This is a genomic window from Lysobacter xanthus, assembly GCF_047159895.1.
In genome coordinates this window covers 1-25,367 of the sequence record NZ_BAAGAB020000042.1, presented here as the reverse complement: position 1 = coordinate 25,367, position 25,367 = coordinate 1, and the positions used below count along the sequence as shown (strand labels likewise).

24 protein-coding genes are annotated in these 25,367 nt (G+C 70.5%); 12 read left to right on the top strand and 12 right to left on the bottom strand.

From position 1 onward, the window contains the following. From ACY35P_RS10780 to ACY35P_RS10755, 6 genes are all read left to right on the top strand, one after another. The coding region (locus ACY35P_RS10780) for an NAD(P)H-hydrate dehydratase (protein WP_462115833.1) at nucleotides 1-844 on the top strand (844 nt) is incomplete at its 5' end. After that, nucleotides 841-1,314, top strand: coding sequence for a tRNA (adenosine(37)-N6)-threonylcarbamoyltransferase complex ATPase subunit type 1 TsaE (gene tsaE, locus ACY35P_RS10775; protein ID WP_462115832.1), 474 nt, complete (start codon nucleotides 841-843; stop codon nucleotides 1,312-1,314). The genes ACY35P_RS10780 and tsaE, both read left to right, overlap by 4 nt. An 87-nt stretch (nucleotides 1,315-1,401) precedes the next feature. Continuing rightward, nucleotides 1,402-2,931, top strand: a complete 1,530-nt coding sequence (locus ACY35P_RS10770; protein WP_462115831.1) for an N-acetylmuramoyl-L-alanine amidase — start codon at nucleotides 1,402-1,404, stop codon at nucleotides 2,929-2,931. A 78-nt stretch (nucleotides 2,932-3,009) separates the two neighbouring features. Beyond that, nucleotides 3,010-4,800, top strand: a complete 1,791-nt coding sequence (mutL, locus tag ACY35P_RS10765; protein ID WP_462115830.1) for a DNA mismatch repair endonuclease MutL — start codon at nucleotides 3,010-3,012, stop codon at nucleotides 4,798-4,800. Further along, a complete protein-coding gene (locus ACY35P_RS10760; RefSeq protein WP_462115829.1) occupies nucleotides 4,779-5,705 on the top strand; it encodes a DUF1684 domain-containing protein in 927 nt (308 codons plus the stop codon). The genes mutL and ACY35P_RS10760 overlap by 22 nt, the downstream gene beginning before the upstream one ends. Before the next feature lie 11 nt (nucleotides 5,706-5,716). Next, the gene (locus ACY35P_RS10755) at nucleotides 5,717-6,652 is read left to right on the top strand and encodes a TraB/GumN family protein (protein WP_462115828.1); all 936 of its coding nucleotides are present in this window, start codon (nucleotides 5,717-5,719) and stop codon (nucleotides 6,650-6,652) included. 10 nt (nucleotides 6,653-6,662) lie between these two features. Here the strand turns inward: ACY35P_RS10755 and rnfB are convergent, their stop codons facing one another. From rnfB to ACY35P_RS10735, 4 genes are all read right to left on the bottom strand, one after another. Next, complete coding sequence (gene rnfB, locus ACY35P_RS10750; RefSeq protein ID WP_462115827.1) at nucleotides 6,663-7,094, bottom strand: Rnf electron transport complex subunit RnfB; 432 nt, start codon at nucleotides 7,092-7,094, stop codon at nucleotides 6,663-6,665. A 28-nt stretch (nucleotides 7,095-7,122) separates the two neighbouring features. Next, nucleotides 7,123-9,186, bottom strand: coding sequence for a methionine--tRNA ligase (metG, locus tag ACY35P_RS10745; RefSeq protein WP_462115826.1), 2,064 nt, complete (start codon nucleotides 9,184-9,186; stop codon nucleotides 7,123-7,125). 128 nt (nucleotides 9,187-9,314) lie between these two features. Further along, complete coding sequence (locus tag ACY35P_RS10740) at nucleotides 9,315-9,743, bottom strand: DUF2147 domain-containing protein (protein ID WP_462115825.1); 429 nt, start codon at nucleotides 9,741-9,743, stop codon at nucleotides 9,315-9,317. Nucleotides 9,744-9,894: 151 nt separating this feature from the next. Then, nucleotides 9,895-12,747, bottom strand: coding sequence for a TonB-dependent receptor plug domain-containing protein (locus ACY35P_RS10735; protein WP_462115824.1), 2,853 nt, complete (start codon nucleotides 12,745-12,747; stop codon nucleotides 9,895-9,897). Between the two features lie 353 nt (nucleotides 12,748-13,100). On the opposite strand from ACY35P_RS10735, the gene apbC reads away from it, so the two are divergent. Beyond that, the gene (gene apbC / locus ACY35P_RS10730) at nucleotides 13,101-13,958 is read left to right on the top strand and encodes an iron-sulfur cluster carrier protein ApbC (RefSeq protein ID WP_462115834.1); all 858 of its coding nucleotides are present in this window, start codon (nucleotides 13,101-13,103) and stop codon (nucleotides 13,956-13,958) included. A gap of 56 nt (nucleotides 13,959-14,014) precedes the next feature. Beyond that, on the top strand, nucleotides 14,015-14,590 hold the full coding sequence (gene dcd / locus ACY35P_RS10725) for a dCTP deaminase (protein ID WP_462115823.1): 576 nt from the start codon (nucleotides 14,015-14,017) through the stop codon (nucleotides 14,588-14,590). Nucleotides 14,591-14,683: 93 nt separating this feature from the next. Here the strand turns inward: dcd and ACY35P_RS10720 are convergent, their stop codons facing one another. Both ACY35P_RS10720 and ACY35P_RS10715 read right to left on the bottom strand, forming a co-directional pair. Beyond that, the gene (locus tag ACY35P_RS10720) at nucleotides 14,684-15,100 is read right to left on the bottom strand and encodes an HIT domain-containing protein (protein WP_462115822.1); all 417 of its coding nucleotides are present in this window, start codon (nucleotides 15,098-15,100) and stop codon (nucleotides 14,684-14,686) included. Further along, nucleotides 15,097-15,759, bottom strand: a complete 663-nt coding sequence (locus tag ACY35P_RS10715; RefSeq protein WP_462115821.1) for a dienelactone hydrolase family protein — start codon at nucleotides 15,757-15,759, stop codon at nucleotides 15,097-15,099. The genes ACY35P_RS10720 and ACY35P_RS10715 overlap by 4 nt, the downstream gene beginning before the upstream one ends. 111 nt (nucleotides 15,760-15,870) lie before the next feature. Here ACY35P_RS10715 and rimO point away from each other — a divergent pair, with 111 nt between their 5' ends. Then, the gene (gene rimO, locus ACY35P_RS10710) at nucleotides 15,871-17,259 is read left to right on the top strand and encodes a 30S ribosomal protein S12 methylthiotransferase RimO (RefSeq protein WP_462115820.1); all 1,389 of its coding nucleotides are present in this window, start codon (nucleotides 15,871-15,873) and stop codon (nucleotides 17,257-17,259) included. 12 nt (nucleotides 17,260-17,271) lie between these two features. Here the strand turns inward: rimO and greB are convergent, their stop codons facing one another. The 3 genes from greB to ACY35P_RS10695 are packed head-to-tail and all read right to left on the bottom strand — an operon-like array spanning nucleotide 17,272 to nucleotide 19,689. Then, a complete protein-coding gene (gene greB / locus ACY35P_RS10705; protein WP_462115819.1) occupies nucleotides 17,272-17,775 on the bottom strand; it encodes a transcription elongation factor GreB in 504 nt (167 codons plus the stop codon). Between the two features lies 1 nt (nucleotide 17,776). Beyond that, nucleotides 17,777-18,202: a hypothetical protein gene (locus ACY35P_RS10700; RefSeq protein ID WP_462115818.1), complete on the bottom strand. Its 426-nt coding sequence runs from the start codon at nucleotides 18,200-18,202 to the stop codon at nucleotides 17,777-17,779. Nucleotides 18,203-18,222: 20 nt separating this feature from the next. Further along, nucleotides 18,223-19,689, bottom strand: coding sequence for a helicase HerA-like domain-containing protein (locus tag ACY35P_RS10695; protein ID WP_462115817.1), 1,467 nt, complete (start codon nucleotides 19,687-19,689; stop codon nucleotides 18,223-18,225). A 131-nt stretch (nucleotides 19,690-19,820) separates the two neighbouring features. Here ACY35P_RS10695 and ACY35P_RS10690 point away from each other — a divergent pair, with 131 nt between their 5' ends. Beyond that, nucleotides 19,821-21,398, top strand: coding sequence for a transglycosylase SLT domain-containing protein (locus tag ACY35P_RS10690; protein WP_462115816.1), 1,578 nt, complete (start codon nucleotides 19,821-19,823; stop codon nucleotides 21,396-21,398). A 46-nt stretch (nucleotides 21,399-21,444) separates the two neighbouring features. Here the strand turns inward: ACY35P_RS10690 and ACY35P_RS10685 are convergent, their stop codons facing one another. From ACY35P_RS10685 to ACY35P_RS10675, 3 genes are all read right to left on the bottom strand, one after another. Beyond that, the gene (locus ACY35P_RS10685) at nucleotides 21,445-21,819 is read right to left on the bottom strand and encodes a hypothetical protein (RefSeq protein WP_462115815.1); all 375 of its coding nucleotides are present in this window, start codon (nucleotides 21,817-21,819) and stop codon (nucleotides 21,445-21,447) included. Nucleotides 21,820-21,892: 73 nt separating this feature from the next. Further along, the gene (asd, locus tag ACY35P_RS10680; RefSeq protein WP_462115814.1) at nucleotides 21,893-22,741 is read right to left on the bottom strand and encodes an archaetidylserine decarboxylase; all 849 of its coding nucleotides are present in this window, start codon (nucleotides 22,739-22,741) and stop codon (nucleotides 21,893-21,895) included. Beyond that, the gene (locus tag ACY35P_RS10675) at nucleotides 22,738-23,376 is read right to left on the bottom strand and encodes an SCO family protein (protein WP_462115813.1); all 639 of its coding nucleotides are present in this window, start codon (nucleotides 23,374-23,376) and stop codon (nucleotides 22,738-22,740) included. The genes asd and ACY35P_RS10675 overlap by 4 nt, the downstream gene beginning before the upstream one ends. 79 nt (nucleotides 23,377-23,455) lie before the next feature. On the opposite strand from ACY35P_RS10675, the gene prmB reads away from it, so the two are divergent. Further along, complete coding sequence (gene prmB / locus ACY35P_RS10670) at nucleotides 23,456-24,388, top strand: 50S ribosomal protein L3 N(5)-glutamine methyltransferase (RefSeq protein ID WP_462115812.1); 933 nt, start codon at nucleotides 23,456-23,458, stop codon at nucleotides 24,386-24,388. Nucleotides 24,389-24,490: 102 nt separating this feature from the next. Beyond that, on the top strand, nucleotides 24,491-25,367 hold an 877-nt coding region (gene aroC, locus ACY35P_RS10665; RefSeq protein ID WP_462115811.1), incomplete at its 3' end, for a chorismate synthase.

The following is a 25,367-nucleotide window of genomic DNA, read 5'->3' as shown; positions in this document are numbered from 1 at the left end:
CGACCAGAAGCGGCAACGGGGGCAGGCGCCAGAGGGCGAGGCCGAGAACAAGAACGATGGCGACCGTGGCCCACTTGCGCGACGCCTCGACGGGCACAAGGGCGAGCATGGACGCGTGGCCTGTGTCGGTGGAGAGCACGGGAGCGGGGGCGCCGTCCTGCTCTGCGCGGAGGGCGCCCTGCGCGCCGGCGCCGGGCTGCTCCGCGTCCATACGCGCGACGCGCACCTGGGCGCGCTGCTCGCTCGCCTGCCGGAAGCGATGGTGGTCCCCGAGGACCACGGGTTCGACCCCGACTGGGCGGACGTCGTCGCCATCGGACCCGGGCTCGGGCAGGGCAACTGGGGGTTCGCGCACCTGCACCGCCTGATCGAGAGCGGGCGGCCGTGCGTCCTCGACGCGGATGCGCTGAACCTGCTCGCGCGCCACGACCTGTCGGCACCGAAGGACGCGGTGTTGACGCCGCATCCGGGCGAGGCCGCGCGCCTGCTCGGCACGTCCGTCGCCGACGTCCAGCGCGACCGCTTCGGCGCCACAGCCCGGCTGGCGACGCGGCATCGCGCGGTGGTGGTCCTCAAGGGCGCGGGCACCGTGATCGCGGCGCCGGACCGCGCGCCCGTCGTCCTCGATGCGGGCAATCCCGGCATGGCGACCGGCGGCATGGGCGACGTGCTCGCCGGAGTCATCGCAGGACTGCGCGGGCAGGGTCTGGACGCGTTCGGCGCCGCCTCCGCGGGCGCGTTGCTGCATTCGGTGGCCGCGGACGTGGCCGCCGAGGCGGGTCAGCGCGGTCTGCTGCCGACCGACGTCCTGACGCACCTGCGTCCGCTCGCGAATCCCGCATGAAGCGATTCCTGCCGGACCCCGAGGCGACCGATGCCCTCGGCCGGGCATTGGCGGTGACGCGTCCGCGGCGCGCGGTCGTCCACCTGCGAGGCGACCTCGGGGCCGGGAAATCGAGCCTCGCCCGGGCACTGCTGCGGGAACTCGGCGTGCAGGGCACGATCCGCAGCCCCACGTACACGCTCGTCGAGCGCTATTCGCTCGCGGACGGCGAGGCCCTGCACCTCGACCTGTACCGGATTGGCGACCCGGGCGAGCTCGACTACCTCGGGCTGGAGGAAGCGGACGTCGCACTCTGGCTGGTCGAGTGGCCGGACCGCGGGCGCGGGCGATTGCCGGACGCGGATCTCGTGGTGGACCTGCAGGTCGAGGGGAACGGGCGCCAAGCGGTGCTCGAGCCCGCGTCACCGGGCGGTCACGCGTGGATCGCCCGCCTCGGAGACGCCTTCACATCTGGCGATCTTCACGTCTGACGGAGAAACAGGCGGCAGGTCACGGATTCCAAAGGGAAATTGCGCTTGCATTGACGCCCCTGCAGTGGTTGACTAAGTGCCATGCGCGTGAAGGCCGACACTGTGCAAAAGCTCGTCCTTGGGGCGGCCCTCGTGGTCGCGCTGGTCTGGAACCTCGCCCAAGCGGCGGAAGTGCGCGGCGTCCAGCTGAGCCGTGGGGCCACGGGCACCCGCGCCGAGATCGCCCTCGACGCCGTTCCCGGCGACTACCGACTCATCCGTCTCTCCGCCCCCGACCGCCTCGTGGTCGACCTGCCGGCCTCGTCCGTCCGTCGTGGCGCCTCGTTGCCGTCGCCGTCGGGCGTGGTGACCGGCGTGCGCTACGGCCAGCCGTCGCCCGGCGTGGCCCGCATCGTCTTCGATCTCGGCCAGCCGGTCGCCGCACTCAACCCGCGACTCGAACCCTCGGGTGCCGCGGCGCGACTGGTGATCGAGTGGCCGGGCGATGCCGAACCCGCGTCCACGATCGCCACCATTCCGGCGCCGGCCGTCCCGGCGCCGCGTACCCTCGACGCCGTGGTCGCGACCCTTCCGGCCCCGACCCTCGGCTCGCCCGCGGTGGTCGCCGTGCCGACGTCCGCGCCTGTCGTCGCGTCGTCCTCGGCGTCCGTGGCGGCGGTTCCGTCGCCGTCGTCGCCCAGCGGCCCCGCCGCCTCGCTTCCGCGAGAGGTCGGGCCGTCGGCGGTCTCCACGCCAGCCGCAGTGCTCGCCCGCCCGGTCATCGCATCGAGCGCGGTGCCCGCGACCGCGCTCCCGCCGCCCGTGAAGTCGCTTCGCGACGCCTCGGGCCGGCCGCTGCGTCCGCTGGTCATCGCCATCGACGCAGGCCACGGTGGCCAGGATCCGGGTGCGCACGGCCCCGGCGGCCGTCGCGAGAAGGACATCACGCTGGCGATCGCGCGCGAGCTCGCCCGCCAGGTCAACGCGACGCCCGGTTACAAGGCGCACCTGACGCGCGATTCCGACTTCTTCATTCCGCTCAACGAGCGCGCCCGCATCGCCAAGCGCGCCGGCGCCGACATGTTCGTGTCGATCCACGCGGACGCGGCCGAGAACCCGGCCGCCCGCGGCTCGTCCGTGTTCGTGCTCTCGCTCAAGGGGGCCTCGTCGCAGCGGGCGCGCTGGCTCGCCGACAAGGAAAACGCCGCGGACCTGATCGGCGGCGTGCGCGTGGAGCCGGGCAACACGCTCGCGTCGGTGCTGCTCGATCTCACCCAGAGCGGCAACCTCAAGGCGTCCGAGGACGTCGCCGGCCAGGTGCTGTCGGGGTTGGCGCGACTGGGGCCGAACCACAAAGCCTCGGTGGAGCGCGCGAACTTCGCGGTGCTCCGGACGTCGGACATTCCCGCGATGCTGGTCGAGACGGCCTTCATCTCGAATCCCGAGGAAGAGCAGCGCCTGAGCGACCCGTCGCAGCAGGCGGCGATCGCGCGCGCCGTGTTCGGTGGCATCAACGGCTACTTCGTCCGCACGCCGCCGCCGGGCACGATGCTCGCGGCCCGCGCGGAGGCCGAGAGCGTGGCGCGTGCCGAGGCCGACGTGGTGGCGGGCAGCGGTCGCGCCGGCGGCAGCCGCTGACACCGTCCTGCGCGTCCGGCCGCGGGCGCGACTATCATCGACGGCCGTGACCGCGCCACGCGCGCGATGACTCCCGCCGTGCCGATCCGACAGCTCCCCGACGTCCTCATCAACCAGATCGCAGCCGGCGAGGTCGTCGAGCGCCCGGCGTCCGTTGTGAAGGAACTCGTGGAGAACGCGCTCGACGCCGGCGCGGGCCGCGTGGACATCGACCTGGAGGACGGCGGCACGCGGCTCATCCGCATCCGCGACGACGGGCTCGGCATCGAGGCCGCCGACCTCCCGCTCGCGGTGCAGCGGCACGCGACCAGCAAGATCGCCTCGCTCGACGATCTCGAAGGCGTCGCGACGCTCGGCTTCCGCGGCGAAGCCTTGCCGTCGATCGCATCGGTGAGCCGTTTCGCGATGATCTCCCGCACGCGCGATGCCGAGCACGGGCTCGCGATCGAGGTGGACGGCGGCCTCGTCGGCAAGCCTGCACCGCGTCCGCATCCGCAGGGCACGACGGTCGAGGTGCGCGACCTGTTCTACAACGTGCCGGCGCGCCGCAAGTTCCTCAAAGCCGAACGCACCGAGCTCTCGCACATCGAGGACTGGCTGCGCCAGCTCGCGCTCGCACGGCCGGACGTCGAGCTGCGCGTCTCGCACAACGGCAAGGCGTCGCGACGCTGGAAAGGCGAGCGCGACCTGCTCTCCGGCGAACGCATGCACGAAGCGCTCGGCCCGGATTTCGTGCGCCATTCGCTGCGGGTGGAGCAGGGCGACCTCGGCGACGGTCGCGGCCTGCGCCTGCAGGGCTGGATCGCCGAGCCGTCGTACAACCGCGCGAGCACCGACCAGCAGTTCCTATTCGTCAACGGTCGCGCGGTGCGCGATCGCAGCGTGGCACATGCGGTGCGGCAGGCGTATGCCGACGTGCTGTTCCACGGGCGTCATCCCGCCTACGTGCTGTTCCTCTCGCTCGATCCTCGACGCGTCGACGTCAACGTGCATCCCGCCAAGCACGAGGTGCGCTTCCGCGACGGTCGGCTGATCCACGACTTCGTCTACCGCACGCTGCAGGCGATTCTCGCGGAAACGCGCGCCGGCGCCGCGGCCGTCGCGCTGCCGACGGGCGAGGCCGTCGCGTTGGCATCGGCGCCGTCTTGGCTGCCGCCGCCGCGACAGTCGCCACTCGGCCTGCACGTCGCCGAAACCCGGGCGGCCTACGAGGCGCTGTACGCGGTCGGCGATCGTGCGGCATCACCGATCGCGCCCGCGGTCGCGGCGAACGACGAGCCGACGCTGCCACCGCTCGGCTATGCGGTCGCCCAATTGCACGGGATATACATCCTTGCAGAGTGTGCCGACGGGCTGATCGTGGTCGACATGCACGCCGCGCACGAACGCATCGGCTACGAGAAGCTCAAGGCCGCACACGACGGCGAAGGCCTGCGCACGCAGCCGCTGCTGGTGCCACAGGTCGTCGCGGTGTCCGAGCGCGAGGCCGAAGTCGCCGAGCGCGAAATCGCGACGCTCGCGACGTTGGGCTTCGAGGTCACGCGCACCGGTCCGCAATCGCTGATGCTGCGCTCGGTGCCGGCGCTGCTCGCGCAGGGCGACAGCGAGGGCCTGCTGCGCGACGTGCTCGCCGACCTGCGCGAACACGGCGAGACCCGGCGCATTTCGGCAGCGCGCGACGAACTGCTCGCGACGATGGCCTGCCACCATGCCGTGCGCGCCAACCGTCGGCTCACGCTGCCGGAGATGAATGCGCTGTTGCGTGAGATGGAGGCCACCGAGCGCTCCGGCCAGTGCAATCACGGACGCCCGACCTGGGCGCGCTTTTCGCTGGCGGAGATGGACCGATGGTTCCTTCGCGGACGCTGAGCCGATTCCTCTTCGCCGCGTGCGTGGCGCTCGTGGCCGCCTGCGGCAAGCCACCCGCGCCCGCCGTCGCGAAGCCGCCGCCGGCCGCATTCCTGCGCGAGCAGGAGGCCTGGCGCGTCGAGCGCCTGCGTGAACTCACCGCGCCCGAGGGCTGGACCTCGCTCGTCGGCCTGCACTGGCTCGACCCCGGCGCGCATTACGCCGGCAAGGCCGACAGCAACGGCATTCGCCTCGCCGTCGGCCCCGCGCAGTTCGGCCTGTTCGACGTCGACGCCTCCGGCGTGCGCTTCGTGCCTGCCGCGCGCAGCGGGCTCAGGATCGACGGCAAGCCCGCGCGCCCGACCCGATTGCGTGCCGACGACGACGAGGGCGGGGCCAGCCGGATCGGCTTCGACGACGCCAAGGGCGTGGCGACGGTGATCCATCGCGGCGGCCGCTATGCGCTGCGCGTCAAGCACGCCGATGCGCCCACCCGCACCGCGTTCCGCGGCCTGGAGTACTGGCCCGGCGGCCCGGGCTGGGTGATCGACGCGCGCTACGTGCCGTATCCCACGGGACGCACGATCGACGTCGCCAACATCATCGGCATCGTCGAGCCGACGCCGAATCCGGGACGCGTGGAGTTCAAACGCAACGGACGCGCGTTCGCGCTGGAGGCACTGGAAGGCGACGACGGCGGGCTGTTTCTCGTCTTCGCCGACCGCACGAGCGGCCACGGCAGCTACGGCGCCGGGCGCTTCATCGACACCGCTGCGCCCGCGAACGGTCGAGTTCGCGTCGACTTCAACCGCGCCTACAACCCGCCGTGCGCGTTCACGCCGTTCGCGACGTGTCCGCTGCCGCCTCCGACCAATCGTCTCGACCTGACCGTCAAGGCCGGCGAGAAAGCCTACGTGGAGCACTGATGGGACGCCCCATGCATCGCTATGCCCTCGCGATCGCCGCATTGCTGCTGTCGCTCCCGGTCGCAGGTTCCGCACCGCGAGCCGAAGAGGCGGCGCGACCGCCAGTACCGCTGCTGTGGCGCGTGAGCGACGGCGACAACCGCCTCTGGCTGCTCGGCTCGTTCCACCTGCTGAAGAAGTCCGACTATCCGCTGTCGGCCGACGTCGACCGCGCGTTGGACGACGCCGAGTCGCTGGTCTTCGAGGTAGCCCCCGATGACCTGAACGACCCCGGCATCACCGCACGCATGGTCGCGCTGGCGACCTCCGACCCTGCGGCGAGCATCGCCCGGGCGATACCGGCCGACCTGGCCGCGCCGCTCGACGCGCGCCTGCGGGGCTTCGGCCTCGACCCCGCGCAGATGTCGCGCTTCGAGCCATGGTTCGTGGACGTCACGATGGTGACGCTGCTCGGACAGCGCAGCGGATTCGCACCCGAGGACGGGCTCGACCGCAACCTGATGGCGCGCGCGCAGGCCGCGGGAAAGCCGGTCACCGGGCTTGAGACCGTGGCGCAGCAGCTCGCGACGCTGGACGGGACGCCGGTCGACGAGCAGGTCGCCTCGCTGCGCGAATTCGTCGCCGAAGGCGACGGGGCGAAGGCGCATCTCGAGGAACTGCACGGCGCCTGGCGGCGCGGCGACGTCGCCACGCTCGAGCGGATGACGCGCGAGGAGATGCGCGATCGCACGCCGGTAACCTACCAGCAGCTGAACGCGGACCGCAACCGGGCGTGGATGCCCGCGCTCGAGTCGCGCCTGGCGCAGGGCAAGGGCCATGACGTGCTCGTGGTCGTCGGCGCGCTGCACCTGCTCGGCGAGGATGGCGTCGTCGAGCAGTTGCGACGCCGGGGCTATCGCGTGGAGCGGGTCTGTTCCGCCTGCACGCCGCTGCGTCCGTCGCGCTGAAGATGCGCCGTCAGGCCGCGGACACCAGGACGATGCAGTCCACCGGGCACGCGGGAATGCAGAGCTCGCACCCGGTGCACAGCGGTTCGATGACCGTGTGCATGTGCTTCGCGCCGCCGATGATCGCGTCCACCGGACAGGCCTGGATGCACTTGGTGCAACCGATGCAGTCCTCTTCCACCACGAGCGCCACCTGTGGCGGCCTGTGGACGCCGCGCAGGCGGTCGTACGGTTTCGGGTCGACGCCGAGCAGGCGTGCCAGCACGCGCGCACCTTCGTCGCCGCCGGGCGGACAGCGGTCGATGTCCGCCTCGCCGCGTGCCATCGCCTCCGCATAGGGCCGGCAGCCCGCGAAGCCGCACTGGCCGCATTGCGTCTGCGGCAACAGGCGGTCGAGGCGCTCGACGAACGTGTCGGGGTCGAGCGCGACCGACGGAATCATGGGCGTGCCGTCGCGACCCGTCGCCGCTTCAGCGGACCGGCATGCCCGGCGCGGCGCCGTCGTGCGCGTCGAGCAGGAACAGCCCGCCGCCGTCGAAGCCGGCCGAGAGGATCATTCCCTCGCTCAGGCCGAACCGCATCTTGCGCGGGGCGAGATTGGCGATGAATACGACGCTGCGGCCCACCAGCGTCTCGGGCTCGCCGTACGAGCCGCGGATGCCGGAGAAGATCTGCCGCTGGCCGAGGTCGCCGGCGTCGAGCAGGAAGCGCAGCAGCTTGTCCGAGCCCTCGACGAAACCGCACTCCAGCACCTTGCCGATGCGCAGGTCGAGCTTGGCGAAGTCGTCGATCGAGACGAACTGCGCGCCGGCGTCCTTCGGGGCCACCGGGGCGATGGCGGGCGTCGCCGCGGGCGCGGCCTTCGCGGCCTCGGTGGTGGGCTGCAGGGTTTCCTTGCTCGCTTCGGTCATGGCGTCGATCTGCTTCGGGTCGATTCGGGTGAAGAGGGGGGCGTAGGGCGCGATGTCGTGCGCGACCAATGGGGCGGCGGCATCCGTCCATGCGCCGATCGGCGCGCGCAGGAAGGCCTCGGCCTGTGCCGCGACGCGCGGGAGCACGGGCTTCAGAGCGACCGCGAGCACCCGGAACAGGTTGAGCCCCTGCGTGCAGACGGACTGCAGCTCGGCGTCCGCGCCGTCCTGCTTTGCGAGCACCCAGGGCTTCGTGTCGTCGATGTACCGGTTCGCCTCGTCCGCCAGCGCCATGGTCAGGCGCAGCGCGGTGGCGGCCTCGTTGCGCGCGTAGGCTTCGCGGATCGGCTGCAGCTGCGCCACGAACCGGTCGTACGTCGCCGCGTCGGGCAGCACGGCGGACAGACGGCCGCCGAAGCGCTTCTCGATGAAGCCGGCGCAGCGGCTCGCGAGGTTCACGAACTTGCCGACGATGTCGGCGTTCACGCGCGCGACGAAATCCGCGAGGTTGAGGTCGACGTCGTCCACGCCGCCGGAGGTCTTCGCCGCGAAGTAGTAGCGCAGGGCCTCGGGGTCGAGCCCGCAGTCGAGGTAGGTGCGCGCCATCACGAACGTGCCGCGCGACTTCGACATCTTCGCGCCATCCACCATCAGGTAGCCGTTGACGTGCAGTCGCGTCGGCGCGCGCAGGCCGGCGCCGTGCAGCACCGCGGGCCAGAACAGGCCATGGAAGTTGACGATGTCCTTGCCGATGAAGTGGTGCATCTCGGCGGTCGAGCCCACACGCAGGAAGGCGTCGAAGTCGATGCCGGTGCGCGCGGCCAGCGTGCGAAAGCTCGACAGGTAGCCGATCGGCGCGTCCAGCCAGACGTACAGGAACTTGCCGGGAACGCCCGGGATCTCGAAGCCGAAGTACGGCGCGTCGCGCGAGATGTCCCAGGCGCGCAGGCCGCCGTCGGCGTCGAGCCATTCCTGCAGCTTCGCCTTGACGCCCGGGTTGGCGACGTCACCCGCCAGCCACTCGCGCAGGAAGGCCTCGAACCGGCCGACCTCGAAGAAGAAGTGTTCCGATTCGCGAAGCTCCGGCGCCGCGCCGCTGATGACGGAGCGCGCGTCCTTGAGCTCGGTCGGCCCGTAGGTCGCGCCGCAGTTCTCGCAGTTGTCGCCGTACTGGTCCGCGGTGCCGCAGTTCGGGCACGTGCCCTTGACGTAGCGGTCGGGCAGGAACATGCCCTTGACCGGGTCGTACAGCTGCGCGACGGCGCGGCGCGTGATGCAGCCGGCCTGGTCGAGCGCGCGGTAGATGGACTGCGTCAGCTCACGGTTGGCGTCGGAGTTGGTCGAGTCGTAATGGTCGAAGGCCACGTTGAAGTCGGCGAAGTCGCGCTCGTGGCTCGCCTGGATGCCGGCGATGAACGCTTCGGGCGTCGTGCCGGCCTTCTCGGCGGCGAGCATGATGGGGGTCCCGTGCGTGTCGTCCGCGCAGACGAAGTGCACGGCGTCGCCCGACATGCGCCGTGCGCGGGTCCAGATGTCGCCCTGGATGTAGCCCACCAGGTGCCCCAGATGGAGCGGGCCGTTGGCGTAGGGCAGGGCGCAGGTGACGAGGATCTCGCGGGGCATGGGCGTTGCGGGGTCGCAGGGGTCGACCAGTATCGCACGCGGGTTTTGCACGCCGCCTGTGGTGGCCTACCGCAAAAAGGAACGGCCCGGACTAGCCGGGCCGTTCGGGTGTCGCGATCGAGCGTGGATCAGTTCGCGCGGACCCAGGTCGCGGTCTTGCAGATCACGAACTTGCAGCCGGTGACTTCGAGCTTCTTGCCGCCGTCGACGAGCTTCACGCTCTTGGCCTTGAACTTCATGCCGGCCGACGGCTTGAAGCCTTCGCCGTCGCCCCAGCCGCCGTTGACCGGCTTGAGGTTCCAGAGGATCGGCATGCCGACCGTGGACTTGTTCTTGTCCTTGCCGTCGCACTTGGTGCAGGTGGCGGCGGACGCGTCGACGGCCTCGACGATCTTGGCCGCGAGCTTGCCGTTCTGGGCGGTGTAGACCTCGGCGATCGTCATGACCTTGCCGGTCTCGTCGTCGAGCGTCTTCCAACGGCCGACGGGCGAGTTGTCGGCGGCGCCGGCCACGAGCGGCAGGGCGGCTGCCAGGGCGGCGATGAACATCTTGCGCATGTGTATTCCCCCCTCAGGGATTTCGGTCCCGGCACGGCGCACGGGCGTGCTTGTTATACCGGAATCGGGGCGGCGTTAAAGCGGCTGGATGCCGCCTGTTCAGGCCCGCAAAAACGAAGGCCCGGGAGGTCCCGGGCCTTCGATCGACTCCTTAGCGGAGGCGGTAGGTCAGCTCGACGCCGACTTCGCGGCCCACCGGATCGTAGGCCTGGAAGAAGTACGGATAGCTGTTCATCGTGTTGTCGCGCGGATGGATGCGGTCGAACACGTTGTTGACGTTGAAGCGGACCGACAGGTCGTCGGTGAGCTTCTTGCCGACGGTGACGTTCCACAGGATCTGCGGCCCGATGCGGGTATCCAGGTTCGGCTGGATCTGCCAGATCGGGAAGCTGCCCAAGCGCGTCATCAGCACCGTCGCGTTCCAGTCGTTCTTCACCCAGTTCGTGCTCCAGCGGATGCGGCTGCGGAAGTCCGAGTTGGAGTTGAGGTCGCGGTAGCTCAGCAGGGCGGCGGCCGGCGTGGCGCGCTGCGTCTGCTCGAGCACGTGCGACCACGACAGGTCCGTCGTGAAGCGGCCGAAGTTCTGCGTGTCCATGCGGTAGCGCACCGAGGCGTCGATACCCTTCGTGCCCTGCGACGCGAGGTTGATCGGGCCGCTGCGGATCTCGGTGATGTTGCCCGTGATCGGATCACGCGAGATGCGCGACAGCGTCGCGTCGCAGAACTCCGAGCCCGCGGCGAACGGGTACGGCTGACCGTTCGGGTACTTGCCCGTGTTGCAGCCCAACTCCGCCTCGAGGATCGAGGTGCCCGACTGCACGGTCACGACGTCCTTGAGGTCGATGCGGTAGTAGTCCGCCTGGACGCTCAGGTTGTCGAGCACGTCCCACACGAAGCCGGCCGTCCACGAATTGCCGGTTTCTTCGCGCAGCGTCTTCTGGCCCTGCGACGTGGTGAACGCCGAGTAGTTGTACGTCGCGCCCGCGCCGCCGCAGACGTTCGGGTTGATGCCGGCCTTGAAGCAGCTGTAGTAGTCGGTGACGGTACCGAAGCTGCCGCTGCGCTCGGCGAACACGTAGTGCATATCCGGCGCCTTGAAGCTCGTGGCGTAGTTGCCGCGGATCAGCAGGCTCTTGAACGGGCGGAACTCGAGGCCCGCACCCCACGTCTTCGCATCGTTGACGTCGGTGATGTCGTCGTACTTGTCGTAGCGACCCGCCAGGCTCGCCGTCAGCATCGACGTGATCGGGATGTTGAGCTCCACGCCTGCCGCGTAACGGTCACGCTCGCCGCCGCCGCCGGTGCCCGTCAGGTTGTAGATCTCGCGCACGTCCGGGAAAATCCGGCGGTCGCTCTGCAGGTCGTAGCTCTGGTGCGACGCCTCGAGGACCGAAGCGAAGCTCAGCGGGCCGGCCGGCAGGTCGAACAGGTCGCCGCTCAGCACGAAGCTGGCCGCGGCGTTCTCGGACTGGCCGTCGTAATGCACCATCGTCGACATCGCGGCGTAGTCGGCCGGCGAGATCGGACCGTAGAAACGGTCGAGGTTCAGGCGGTAGACCGGCTGGCCGTTCGGGATGCCGGCGAGGCCGGTGTAGGCGCCCTGGCCGGTGGTGCCGAGGCGGTTGCCCAGGAAGTAGGCCGTGGCACCGGACACCGTCATGCGCGGGCGGTCACGTACGGCGTGGTACTTCGCGCCGCCGATCGTGAAGTCCCAGTCGAAGCGGTCGGCGATGTTGCCGCGCAGGCCGAACGCGAGGTCGGTCGAGTTCTCCTTGAACTTCTGGAAGGTGCCCTCGATGCCGCCGTAGGTTTCCGGCGTCAGCGCACGGATCGGCAGGATGCGGATGCCGAACTGCGGGTCGTAGAACGTGCCGTTCGGCTGCGGGCCGCCGAACCACTGCTCGACGCCGCCGCCGAGGCGACCACGCGAGTTGTAGGCCATGACGCTGGCCCAGGCTTCCATGTTGTTGGCGAACGTGTACGTGCCGTAGACATAACCGGACACATCGTTGTTGCCGTTCTTGATCGTCTGCATCGCCGGGTACTGGTCGAAACCGCAGCCCGGGCCGAGGGTCACGCCGCTGGCGCTGCTCGTATAGGTGTGCGGACGGTAGTACGCACTGCCGGAGCAGTCGCGACCGGTCGGCTGACGGTAGGAACCGGCGGTGGGCACGCCCTGGCCGCGGATCTGGATACCGATCGGCGGCTGGTAGCCGCCCAGGCCCGGCGAACCGTTGACGCCCGGAGGCGCCGGATTGTCGGCCGCCGAATCCATGAAGTCGCGGTCGTAGCCCAGCAGCGGCTCGGCGTTGTACGACTCGAACGCGTAGGTGACGCTCCAGTTGTCGCCGGTGCGGCCGCCCACCCACTGCAGGTCGCCGATGTCGCGACCGCCGCGGGTCGAGGTCTGACCCTTGATCTTGAGGATGTCGCCCTCGAAGTTCTTCTTGAGGATGACGTTGATGACGCCCGCAACGGCGTCGGAGCCGTAGATCGCCGACGCGCCGCCGGCCAGGATCTCGATGCGCTCGACCGCGGCGGCCGGGATCGAGTTGAAGTTCTGGAAGTTGCTGCGGCCGTTGTACGGGAACGGATAGTCGTTCGCGCGGCGGCCGTTGATCAGCAGCAGGGTGCGACCCGGACCCATGCCGCGCAGGTTGACCACGCTGGCGTTCGGCGTGAAGCCGCCGGCGGCGTTGAAGTCGTTCTGGCCGAAGCCGGTGTTCGCCGTGATCGTCTGCAGCGCGTCACGCACGGTGTTGAAGCCTTCGCGCGAGATCTGCTCGGAGGACAGCACGGTGACGGGCGACGGGCCTTCGGCCTGCGAGCGCTTGATGCGCGAGCCCGTGACGGTGACGCGGTCGAGTTCGGCCTTGCTCGTGTCGGCGTTCGCCGGAGCCGGCGTGGCCGCCTGCTGGGCGAGGGCGGAGACCGGGAGCACGAGCGCCGCGAGAACGGCGGACGTGATGGTGCTGCGCCGCAGGCGCAGAGAATTCACTGGCATTTGCTTTCCCCAAAAATGAAAATGGCTTCACCGCCGATCCTGGCAGCGTGATCACTCCCTAAGCGCCGACCGTAACATGGAATTAACACGGTAGGTGTAGGGCCTGCCCCCACACCCGAGCCCCCCCGGCGAGGAAGTACATGAACGACGCTTTTGCTGCGGCGCTGCTCGAGATGGCCGTGCCCGGTTTCGCCGCGCCGATGCGGGTGATCGCGTCCGTTCCCCGCATCGCGGCGGGGACGGCGGGGTCCGTCGTCGAGCTCGTGTTCCGCGTGCCGGTTGCTGCGATGCAGCAGGAAATCGAAGCGGCTGTGCGCGGGCTCGGGCATGCTCTTGGGGTGCCGGTGGAGCGCGTGAAGATCCGGCAACGGATCGATGCCCATGCGCCGCAGGCGGGGCTGACGCCGTTGCCTGCCGTCCGCAACCTCATCGCCGTAGGGTCCGGTAAGGGCGGCGTAGGCAAGTCCACCGTCGCGGTGAACCTCGCCGTCGCCCTGGCGCGTGAAGGCGCGCGTGTGGGCCTGCTGGACGCCGACATCTACGGCCCCAGCGTGCCGATGATGCTCGGGCTGTCGGGCCGGCCCGACAGCCCGGACGGGAAGTCCATCGAGCCGCTGCGCGCCTTCGGGATCGAGGCGATGTCGATCGGGCTGCTCGTCGAGCAGGACACGCCCATGATCTGGCGAGGCCCGATGGCAACGTCGGCGCTCACCCAGCTGCTCAACGACACCCGCTGGGGCGACCTCGATTACCTGATCGTCGACCTGCCGCCCGGCACCGGCGACATCCAGCTCACGCTGGCCCAGAAGATTCCGGTGGCGGGGGCGGTGATCGTGAGCACACCGCAGGACGTCGCCACGCTCGACGCGCGCAAAGCCGTGCGCATGTTCGAGAAGGTCAACGTGCCGGTGCTCGGCTTCGTCGAGAACATGGCGCTGCACGTCTGCTCGAACTGCGGCCATGCCGAGCCGATCTTCGGCAGCGGCGGCGGGGAACGGCTCGCCGAACAGTACGGCTACCCGATGCTCGGCAGCCTGCCGCTGGAGGCGGCGATCCGGGAGCAGGGCGATGCGGGCGCGCCCGTGGTCGCCGCCGCGCCGGACTCGCCCGCCGCGCAGGCCTTCGTGCAGGTCGCCCGGAACGTCGCGGCGGCACTCGCGCGACGCCCGACGGTGGCACGTCCGCTCTCGATCCGCCTCGCGGACGGCTGAGCCGGCGCGTCGCGGCCGCGGGCTAGAATGCGCGCTTTATCCGTACGGGCCGCACGATGAGCATCAAGAGCGATCGCTGGATCCGCCGCATGGCGCAGGAACAGGCCATGATCGAGCCGTTCGAGCCCGGCCAGGTGAAGCGTTCCGCGTCCGGCGACCGAATCGTCAGCTACGGCACGTCGAGCTACGGCTACGACGTCCGCTGCTCGCGCGAGTTCAAGATCTTCACCAACATCAATTCGACGATCGTCGACCCGAAGCACTTCGACGAGGGCAGCTTCGTCGACGTGGAATCGGACGTCTGCATCATTCCGCCGAATTCATTCGCGCTGGCGCGCACGGTCGAATACTTCCGGATCCCGCGCGACACGCTGGTGGTCTGCCTCGGCAAGAGCACGTACGCGCGCTGCGGCATCATCGTCAACGTGACGCCGCTGGAGCCGGAGTGGGAAGGCCACGTGACGCTGGAGTTCAGCAACACGACGCCGCTGCCGGCGCGCATCTACGCGAACGAAGGCGTCGCGCAGATGCTGTTCTTCCAGTCGGATGCTGACGACGTCTGCGAGACGTCCTACCGCGACCGTGGCGGCAAGTACCAGGGCCAGGTCGGCGTCACGCTGCCGAAGACGTAAGGCTTCGTCGTCGCGGCGCCGTCGAATTCACGCGGGCGACCGTGCCGCGCTCGCTTCGGCGAGCGAACGGGCGCGCCCGCCGCGCAGATGCGCTCACCTCGTGCGGGATAGCGCCTCGTGCAGCCTCGCGATCTGCGCGCTGCGGGTTTCCGCGTCGTAGCGCTGCGCTTCGCCCACGCCCCACACCGGCCGCGGCCAGGCGGTGTCGTGCCTGAAACGCGCGATCACGTGCACGTGCAGCTGCGGCACCATGTTGCCGAGTGCGGCGACGTTGAGCTTGTCGGGCGCATGCAGCCCGCGCAGGACGGTGCTCGCGAGGGCGATTTCGTCGGAAAGCCGGTGCTGCGTTGCGCGGTCGAGGTCGATCCATTCGGTCGCGCCGGCGATGCGGGGCACGAGGATGAGCCAGGGCCAGCGCGCATCGTCCATGAGCCGCACGTCGCAGGCGTCGAGCGAGGCGACGGGTGCGGTGTCGGCCTCGAGCTGGGGGTGCAGCGACCAGCCGCTCATGCGAGCGCCTCGCGCAGGAACCGCACGGTGCGCGACCAGGCGAGGTCCGCGGCGGCCGCGTCGTAGTCGGGGCGGCGATCGCAGTTGAAGCCGTGCCCGGCGTCGTAGATGTGGAGCTCCGCCGCCGCAAGGCGTTCGCGGTGCCGCTCGACGTCATCGGGCGGGATGATCGGATCGTGTCGACCGAAGTGGAGCAGTAGGGGCGCGCGTGGCGTTTCGTCGAGGAACGGCACGGTGCGGCCGCCGTAGTAGCTGACCGCCGGAAGGCCGAGGCGGGTGTCCGCGAGGTAGGCCACGGTGCCGCCCCAGCAGAAGCCCACGGCCGCCACCTTCGACCCGGCGGCGGAGAGGCGGCCCGCTGCGGCACCGACGATGTCGACCGCGCGGTCGAAACCGAGCGCGGCGACCAGATCCCGTCCGCGCGCGACGCCCGCGGCGTCGTAATCGAGTTCGACCCCCGGCTCGACCGGATCGCAGACCGACGGCGCGAGCACCTCGAAGCCTTCGGCGGCGAAGCGGCCGGCGACGTCGCGGATGTGTGCGTTGACGCCGAAGATCTCCTGCACCAGCACCACGGCGCCCAGTCGGCGGTCGGTGGGGACGGCGTGCCAGGCGCGGACTCGGCCGTGCGGGGTGTCGAGGTCGGTCCAGTCGCCCATGACGTCTCCTGAAGCGGGATGCACGGCCGCTCGGGCCGCCGGGATCGCGCCGTTATACTGGAGGCCCGCTGCGGTTGCGTTCTGCCGCCGGCCGTCCCTCGAGACTCCGCCATGTCCGCCCAGAATCCCGTCCGGAACCCCAAGGTGGGTTTCGTCAGCCTCGGCTGCCCGAAGGCCCTCGTCGACTCCGAACGCATCCTCACGCAGCTGCGCGTCGAGGGCTACGACCTCGTGCAGACGTACGACGACGCCGACGTCGTGGTGGTCAACACCTGCGGCTTCATCGACTCCGCGGTGACCGAATCGCTCGACGCGATCGGCGAGGCGCTCGCCGAGAACGGCAAGGTCATCGTGACCGGCTGCCTCGGCAAGCGCGCGGACGTGATCCGCGAAGCGCATCCCGACGTCCTCGCGATCAGCGGGCCCGCCGACTACTCGAGCGTGATGTCGGCCGTGCATGCGGCGCTGCCGCAGCCGCGCAATCCGTTCGTGGACCTGCTGCCGGCCGCGCAGGACGGCGTGGGCATCAAGCTCACGCCGAAGCACTACGCCTACCTCAAGATTTCCGAGGGCTGCAACCACCGCTGCAGCTTCTGCATCATCCCGTCCATGCGCGGCGACCTGGTGTCGCGCCCGGTGGACGACGTGCTGCGCGAGGCGGAACGGCTGGTCATGGGCGGCGTGCGCGAACTGCTCGTGGTCTCGCAGGACACCAGCGCCTATGGCGTGGACGTCCGCTATGCGGAGCGCGAGTGGCGCGGTCGCGCTTACCAGACGCGCATGAAGTCGCTCTGCGAAGGCCTGTCGCAGCTCGGCGTCTGGTCGCGCCTGCACTACGTGTATCCCTATCCGCACGTCGACGACGTCATTCCGCTGATGGCCGACGGCAAGGTGCTGCCGTATCTCGACATCCCCTTCCAGCATGCGAGCCCCCGCGTCCTGCGCCTGATGAAGCGCCCCGGCGCGGTCGAGAAGACGCTGGAACGCGTGCAGAACTGGCGGCGCATAGCGCCGGACCTCACGGTGCGAAGCACGTTCATCGTCGGCTTCCCGGGCGAGACGGAAGCCGAGTTCGAGGAGTTGCTCGACTTCCTCGACGAGGCGCAGCTCGATCGCGTCGGCGCCTTTGCGTACTCGCCCGTCGAGGGCGCGGCGGCCAATGCGCTGCCCGATCCGGTGCCGGAGGAGGTCAAGCAGGAACGCCTCGCACGCTTCATGGAGCGCCAAGCGGAGATCTCCGCGTCGCGCCTCGAGGCGAAGGTCGGCACGGTGCAGCGCTGCCTCGTCGACAGGGTCGACGGTGAGCTGGCGATCGCGCGCTCGAAGGCCGATGCACCCGAGATCGACGGGGTGGTGCAGATCCAGAACGGCGCCGAATTCGGCCTGCAGCCGGGGCAGTTCATCGACGTCGAGATCCTCGGCAGCGACGAGCACGACCTCTACGGCGAGGCGATCACCACGGAGACCGCGGCCTCGCTGGCGCTGCCGATGCACGCCTGAGGCAGCGTCGACTCAGCCGGCGTAGCTGACGTCGACGATCGCGACGCGGCGTGGCCCCGCGGGCAGGTGGACGTCGACCTCGTCGTCCACCCGCTTCTTGAGTAGTGCACGTGCGACCGGGGAATCGATGCTGATGTCGCCCTGCGACGGCTCGGCCTCGTCGGGGCCGACGAGCCGGTAGCGCAGCATCTCGCCGCTGGCGACGTCCTCCAGTTCGACCACCGCCCCGAAGAACACGGCGTCGCGGTCGGTCGGCGTCGTCTCGATGACGCGCAGCGATGGCACGCGCTTGCTGAGATAGCGCACGCGGCGATCGAGCTCGCCCAGCTGCTTCTTGCGGTAGATGTACTCGGCGTTTTCCGAGCGGTCGCCTTCGGCCGCCGCCGCCGAAAGCGCGCGTACGATCTCCGGCCGCTGTACGCGCCACAGGTCGTCGAGCTCGGCCTTCATGCGCTCGAACCCCTCGCGCGTGATCAGCGCCGTGCTGTGCTCGCCCGGTGGGCGCCAGCGTCCCACGTCAGGGCAGGGCATCGCGCTTAAGCGCCGGACCGGTGCCCTCGACCGGCGCCAGCATGCCGGCGGCATCGAGCCGGTAGACGCGGTCGGTCGAGTCCTTGCTGCCCGGGTCGAGGCGGATGCTGCCGTCGGGGTCCAGCGTCCAGCTGCCGCTGGTGATGGTGCCGGCTTCGTCGAGGCCGAACGTGCCTTCGCCATGCAGTTCCAGGCGCGTGGTCCCGGCGGCGTAGGTGCCCGAGATTGATCCGGTATCGCGCGCCGGCGGCTCGGTCGAAGGCGCTTCCGCGGATGCCGCAGTCGCGGGGCGGACGGCGACCGCGGCGGGCGCGGACGGTTGCGCGGTCGGGGGCGTGGCCGCGCCGTCGTTGGGGCTGCAGGCAGCGAGGGCGAGCGGGAAAAGGGCGATCGCGAAGGCGCGACGGATCATCATGGTCTCCATGCCGGGAATCAGCGGCCGCGGCCGCCGAGCAACCCGCCGAGCAGGCCGCGGACGATCTGGCGGCCGAGCTGGCTGCCGACGGTCCGGGCGGCCTGGCGGGCCATCGTTTCGACCAGGCCCTGCCGATTGGAGGGGCGGGGTTCGCGGGCGGGGGCGGGCGCCGGTGCCGCCGGCGCGGCGGCGGGCGCCTCGGCGCGGCGGGCGAGCATCTCGGCGGCGGAATCGCGGTCCAGCGGCGCGTCGTACTTCGCTCCGACACCGCTGGTGGCCCGCAGCAGCTGGCGCTCGGTCGGTGTGACCGGCCCAATCCGCGATCGCGGCGGCGCGATCAGCACGCGCTCGACCGGCGTCGGCACGCCCTCCGCCGAGAGCACCGACACCAGCGCTTCGCCGATCGCCAGCTGCGTCAGTGCGGCTTCGACGTCGATCGCCGGATTCGGCACGAAGGTTTCGGCGGCAACGCGCACGGCCTTCTGGTCGCGTGGGGTGAAGGCACGCAGCGCATGCTGCATGCGGTTGCCGAGCTGGCCGAGGATCTCGCCGGGCACGTCATCCGGGAACTGCGAGCAGAAGTAGACGCCAACGCCTTTCGACCGGATCAAGCGCACGACCTGTTCCACGCGCTGCTTCAGCGCCGGCGTCGCATCGTCGAAGAGCAGGTGCGCTTCGTCGAAGACGAAGACGAGTTTCGGCCGATCGACGTCGCCGACTTCCGGCAGCTGCTCGAACAGCTCGGACAGCAGCCACAGCAGGAAGGTCGAATACAGCCGTGGCTTCAGCACGAGGCTGTCGGCGGCGAGGATGCCGATCACGCCGCGCCCGTCGGGCGTGGTGCGCATCAGGTCGGCGAGCTCGAGTGCCGGCTCGCCGAAGAACTGGTGCCCGCCTTCCGATTCCAGCCGCAGCAGCGAGCGCTGGATCGCCGCGATCGACGGCGCGCTGACGAGCCCGTAGCGCGTGGAGACGACCTTGCGCTGCTCGGCCACGTAGCCCAGCACCGCGCGCAGGTCTTCGAGGTCGATCAGCAGCAGGCCGTCCTCGTCCGCGAGGCGAAAGGCGATGTCGAGGACACCGGCCTGCGTCTCGTTGAGCTCGAGCATGCGCGCGAGCAGCAACGGCCCGACTTCGGACACCGTCGCCCGCACGGGATGGCCGGCCACGCCGAACAGGTCCCAGAACACGACCGGGTTCGCTTCCGGCGCGTGGTCGGTGATCGCCAGCGTGGAGAGGCGGGCCTGCAGCCGTTCGTTCGGCGTGCCGGGCATCGCCAGGCCGGCCACGTCGCCCTTCACATCGGCCATGAACACGGGAACGCCGAGCCGCGAGAATCCTTCCGCGAGCGTGCACAGGGTGACGGTCTTGCCCGTGCCCGTGGCGCCGGCGACGAGACCGTGGCGGTTGCCGGTGCGCGCCGGCAGTTCAACCGGCTGGAGCGCAGGTGGCGCGGTCTTGCCAAGCAGGACGGAGGGAGGCATCGAGCGCTCGCAACGGGAGATGACCGGATTCTAACCACGCCCCGCGAACGCTCCGGAAAGGCGCGGCCGTTCCTTGCGCCTTCGCGCGAACGGGGGCTACGCTCGGCCGCCCGTTGTCCGTGGTCGCCCCAATGAAATCGAATCTTCCGGTCCGCCGCCTGGCGCTGGCCTGCGCGATCGCGCTCGTTCCCATGTTGTCGTCCGCCGCGAGGCGGGAAACCCTCACCGCGCAGGAACTGCAGTCGCGCATGCAGGCGGCCGAGGCGCGCTTCGCGTCGGCGGCCGTGGGCGTGCGCAACGAGGACCCTGCCGCGCAGCGCGAGAGCGACGCGGCGCTGCAGGACATGGAGGACGCCATGAATGCCTGCGTCCGCGTACGCGGCTGCCCGGTCAACACGATGCTGGCGTCGTACAACCGGCTGCTCAAGCAGGCCGTCGACGCGAGCGGTGTCGAGGAGGAGGACGAAGAGCCGGCGGCCGACATGCTGGGCCACGAGGGCGTCGCGTCCGACGTACCTCAGGCGGCGCACGCCGCCGCGCTGCTGTCCGAGGACCACCGCTTCGACCGCATGGTCGAGTACAACCCGGCGGTGCAGCAGGGCATCCGACGCTGGCTGACCGACATGCGCGGATCGCTGATCTCGAGCTACGAGAACTACCAGGCGATGCGCTACCTGATGTGGCCCGAATACGAGCGTCGCGGCCTGCCCGAGGCCCTGCTGTTCGGCATCATGGCCAAGGAGTCCAACGGCAAGGTGCATGCGACATCGCGCGCCGGCGCCGCGGGCCTGATGCAGTTCATGCCGGCGACCGGCCGGCGCTTCGGCCTCGGCAACGACGGCACGGGTTTCGACACGCGCTACGACCCGCGCATGTCGGCGCAGGCGAGCGCCGAATACCTCAACGAGCGCATGGGGCAGCTCAACCGCAACATCGAACTCGCGCTCGCGGCCTACAACGGCGGCGAGGGTCGCGCGCAGCGCGTCTACGAGGCGGGCGGCGGTCGCACGTTCTGGGACGAGGGCATCTACAACCAGTTCCCCGCGGAGACGCGCGACTACGTGCCGATGGTGATCGCTGCGGCGTGGCTCTTCCTGCATCCGAAGGAGTACGGGCTGACGTTCCCGAAGGTGCGCGCGAAGCCCGCGCCGCTTCGGCTCGCGCAGCCGACGTCGATCTACCAGCTCGCGATCTGCCTCGGTAACAAGGGCGTGCGCGAGGGGCACATGCGCACGCTGCGGAACCTCAACCCGCGCTTCCAGCCGGAAACGTTCCTCGCCGCCGGCACGACGCTCAATGCGAACACGCAGATCGTCTCCGCCTATAACCGCTGGTGCACGAGCGGGGCTCGCGCGGAGCTCGCCCGCACGCTGGTGCTGAGCGACCCGAGCCGCGCCGTGGTGCGCACCGGCCCGCTGCAGACCATTCCGTCGCCCGGCGACGTCGCACCTTCCGACGCCGGCGGCGATACGGACGTCCCGACGACGCCAGTGAGTTCGCCGGGGGCACCCGCGCGGGCGGTCGTGCCCGCGCCGCGTCCCCGCGCCGCCGCGGCCAAGGAGTACAGCGTGCAGGACGGCGAAACGCTGGTCGGGATCGCCCGCAAGTTCCGCTGCAACGCCGCGGACCTCGCGAAGGCGAACGGACTGAGGAGCGCCAACGCGCTCCGGAAGGGCCAGACGCTGCGCCTCGAGGGTTGCGGGGGCTGAGGCGCCCAGCGGGATGCGGCGACCGGTCCGTCCGGTCGCCGGCGCATCAGTGGCCGGTCGGCGTGCAGCCGGCGAGCGTGGCGGGCGGTGGCGGGGCAGGGTCGTCCTGCTTCGGGCCGATCGCCACGGCGGCCTTGCCGGAGGCCACGCCGGTCGCCGCATCGCGCTGAGCGTTGTAGTGGTCGTAGCCCTTCTTGCCCGCCGTCGCCGCCGAGTTGGTCGGCGGACGCGGAGCCGGATCGTCCTGCTTGGGCCCGATGGCGACGGCATCGCCGCCGCAGCCGGGACTTGGCGCCAGCCCGCCCTGGACGATCAGCGCGGGGCTCGCCTTGCCCTTGGGGACGACGGGCGCGGCCAGCGCGAGGCTGGTGGCGAACGAAAGCAGCGCGACGGCGGTGAATCGGGAGCGGATGCGGTCCATGGCGTCGTGTTCCTGAGGGCGGTGCGGGCGAGGCTAACCACGCCCGGCCGGGTCGACGCCGCCGTCCGTCGCCTCAGGACGTCCCGGTCCGTCGGGCCAGGCGCTCGCCGAGGCGGACCGCGGACTCCGCCCGCAGGGCCGGGTCGAGCTCCGCCACGCCCGGCGGCAGCAGCACGATCACCGTGGACCCGTAGTTGAAGCGCGCCATTTCCGCGAAGCGCTCGATGGTGATGCCATGGGCGTACGTCTTCTCGGTGACCTTGTCGCCGTAGCGCGGGATCTCGACGCCGCCCCAGACGGTTTCGACGCCCGACACGAGCAATGCGCCGACCATCACGAGCACCATCGGGCCGAAGTCGGTGTCGAAGTGGCAGACCAGGCGCTCGTTGCGCGCGAACAGCCGCGGCACCAGGCGCACCGCGTTCGGGCCCACGCTGAAAAGACGGCCCGGCACATGCACGGTGCGAGTCAGCGTTCCGGTCCACGGCATGTGCACGCGGTGGTAGTCGCGCGGGGAGAGGTAGACCGTCGCGAACAGGCCGTCCGCGAATGGGGCGGCATCGGCGGCGCTGCCCAGCAGTTCGGCCGCGGTGAACGAGCGCCCCTTCGCCTGGAAGATCTCGCCGTTGCGGATCCGGCCGCACTGGCTGATGCGGCCATCGGCGGGCATGAGGACGGACGCGGCATCGGCGTGCGGCACGCGTGCGCCCGGCTTGAGCGACCGGGTGAAGAAGCTGTTGAACGAGTCGTAGGCGCGCGGATCGGCCTCCGCGGCTTCCTGCAGGTCGACGCCGAACTTGCGCGTCACCGTGTCGATCAGCCAGCGGCTGAGGCGCGGGTGCTTCGAATACGCGAGCGACCGCGCGATCGACGACAGCAGTCGATGGGGCAGGGCGTAGGTGAGGCGGGTGACCAGGCTCATTTCGTCGCCGTCAGTGTGGTGAGGTCCGCGGCGATGGCCTGCGGATCGAGCGGCGGCGAGACGATGCCCGCCATCCGGCCCTGCGGGTCCAGCACCGCCAGCGTCGCGCTGTGCTCGACGGAGTAGGCGGTCGCGGGCGCGCCCGCGGCCGGCGGCACCTTCGCGAACACCAGGCTCAGCGCGCTGGTGAAGCGTTCGAGGGACGGCACGTCCGCGGTCGCCGCGAGCGTGTCGCGATGGAAGGCATGCGCGTACTCGCCGAGCCGGTCGGGCGTATCGCGCTCCGGGTCCACGGACACGAACAGCAGCCGCGGCCGCACGGTTTCCGGCAGGGCTTCCCACTGCTTCTGCGACTTCGCCAGTTCAGCGAGCGTGGTCGGGCAGACGTCCGGGCAGTGGGTGAAGCCGAGGAACACCAACGTCCAGTGGCCGCGCAGCTCGCCCGGGATCAGCGCGGTGCCGTCCGACTGGCGCAGGCTGAAGGCCGGCAGGTCGCGCGGCGGCTCGATGCGGTGGACGGCGCGCAGCACCGGGCCCTCGGGCGCCGCGGGCGCGAAGGCGTGCCGTGCGGCCAGCAGGCCCGCACCGGCCGCGACGGCGGCGGCGAGGACGAGCAGCGTCGTGCGGTTGAACATGCGGGCTCCGGGCGCGACGGGACCGGCGATGATACCGGCCGACCGCTATAATCGCCGGCCTTTCCGCACAGCGATGTCCATGGACGCCGGCCTTCCGAACTTCCAGCAGGTCACGATCATCGACCTGATCCGCCACGGCGGCTCGCTGTTCAATGCCTCGGGCCTGACGTTCGGCCACAGCTACGACAATGCCCTCGACGAGGCGACGCAGCTCGTCCTGCATGCGCTCCACATGCCGCACGATCTCAGCCCGGTCTATGGCGCGTCGCGCGTCACCGACGACGAGATGCGCCGCGTGCTGGAGCTGTTCCGCCGCCGGGTGGACGAGCGCGTCCCCGCGGCCTACCTCACGGGCGAGGCCTGGTTCGCGGGCCTGAGCTTCAAGTCTGATGCGCGCGCCCTGGTGCCGCGCTCCCCGATCGCCGAGCTGATCGTCACGGGCTTCGAGCCGTGGCTCGGCGGCCGCGACGTCGAGCGGGCGCTGGACCTGTGCACGGGGTCCGGCTGCATCGCCATCGCGACCGCGCATCACCACCCGAACTGGGAGGTGACGGGCATCGATGTCAGCGACGACGCGCTGGCGCTCGCGGAGGAAAACAAGGAACGGCTCCACGTCGGCAATGTGTCGTTCGTGAAGTCGGACCTGTTCGATGCACTGCAGGGCGAGCGGTTCGACCTGATCGTCACCAATCCGCCCTACGTCACCAACGACGAGACCGACGCGCTGCCGCGCGAGTACTCCTACGAGCCCGAACTCGGCCTGCGTGCCGGCGACGACGGGCTCGACCTCGCGCTCCGCATCCTGCGCGACGCGCCCGAGCACCTCACCGAGGACGGCGTCCTGATCTGCGAGGTCGGCGAGGCCGAGCACGCCCTGACCGCGCTGCTGCCCGAGCTCCCGCTCGCCTGGGTGGAGTTCAAGGTCGGGCAGATGGGCATCTTCGTCGCCGAGCGCGGCGACCTCGTCGAGCACCATGCGCGCATCCGAGAGCTCGCCGACGCGCGCGCATGACGCGCCTGCGTTCCAGCGTCTGCGGCCGATCGGGTCGTCGCTGGAACGCCGCGGCACCGCGACGATGCGAGACTGTGCGCTGAACCGGACGCCCCGCCTGCCTTGAACACCTTCGGCCACCTGCTGCGCGTGACGACCTTCGGTGAGAGCCACGGGCCGGCCATCGGCTGCGTGGTCGACGGCTGCCCGCCGGGCCTGCCGCTCGCGGCGGACGACTTCGCGCACGACCTCGAACGCCGCGCCACGGGGCGCAGCCGGCACACCTCGCAGCGCCGCGAGGCGGACGAGGTCGAGGTCCTGAGCGGCGTTTACGAAGGTGTCACGACCGGCACACCGATCGCGCTGCTCGTGCGCAATACCGACGCGCGGAGCAAGGATTACGCCGCCATCGCCCGACAGTTCCGTCCGGGCCATGCCGACTACACCTACCAGGCCAAGTACGGCGTCCGTGACCCGCGCGGCGGTGGGCGCTCGAGCGCCCGCGAGACGACCATGCGCGTGGCGGCCGGTGTCATCGCGAAGAAGTGGTTGTCGAGCAGGCACGGCGTGCGGGTGCAGGGTTATCTCTCGCAGCTCGGCGAAATCCGGTCGTCCTGTCCCGACACGCCCGACTGGTCGGCCGTGGAATCGAATCCGTTCTTCTGGCCGGACGCCGCGCAGGTGCCCGAGCTCGAGGCCTACATGGACGCGCTGCGCAAGTCCGGCGACTCGGTCGGCGCACGCGTCGACGTTGTCGCTGACGGCCTGCCCGCGGGCTGGGGCGAGCCGGTCTACGGCAAGCTCGACGCCGAGCTCGCCGCGGCGCTGATGAGCATCAATGCCGTCAAGGGCGTGGAGATCGGCGACGGCTTCGGCGCGGTGCCGATGCGCGGCTCGGTCCACCGGGACGTCATGCGCGCCGGCGCGGACGGGCGCCTACCTGTGGCGGCGCGAGCACGTCGAGGCCGCGAAGAAGATGATGCGTATGGCGGTGCTGTTC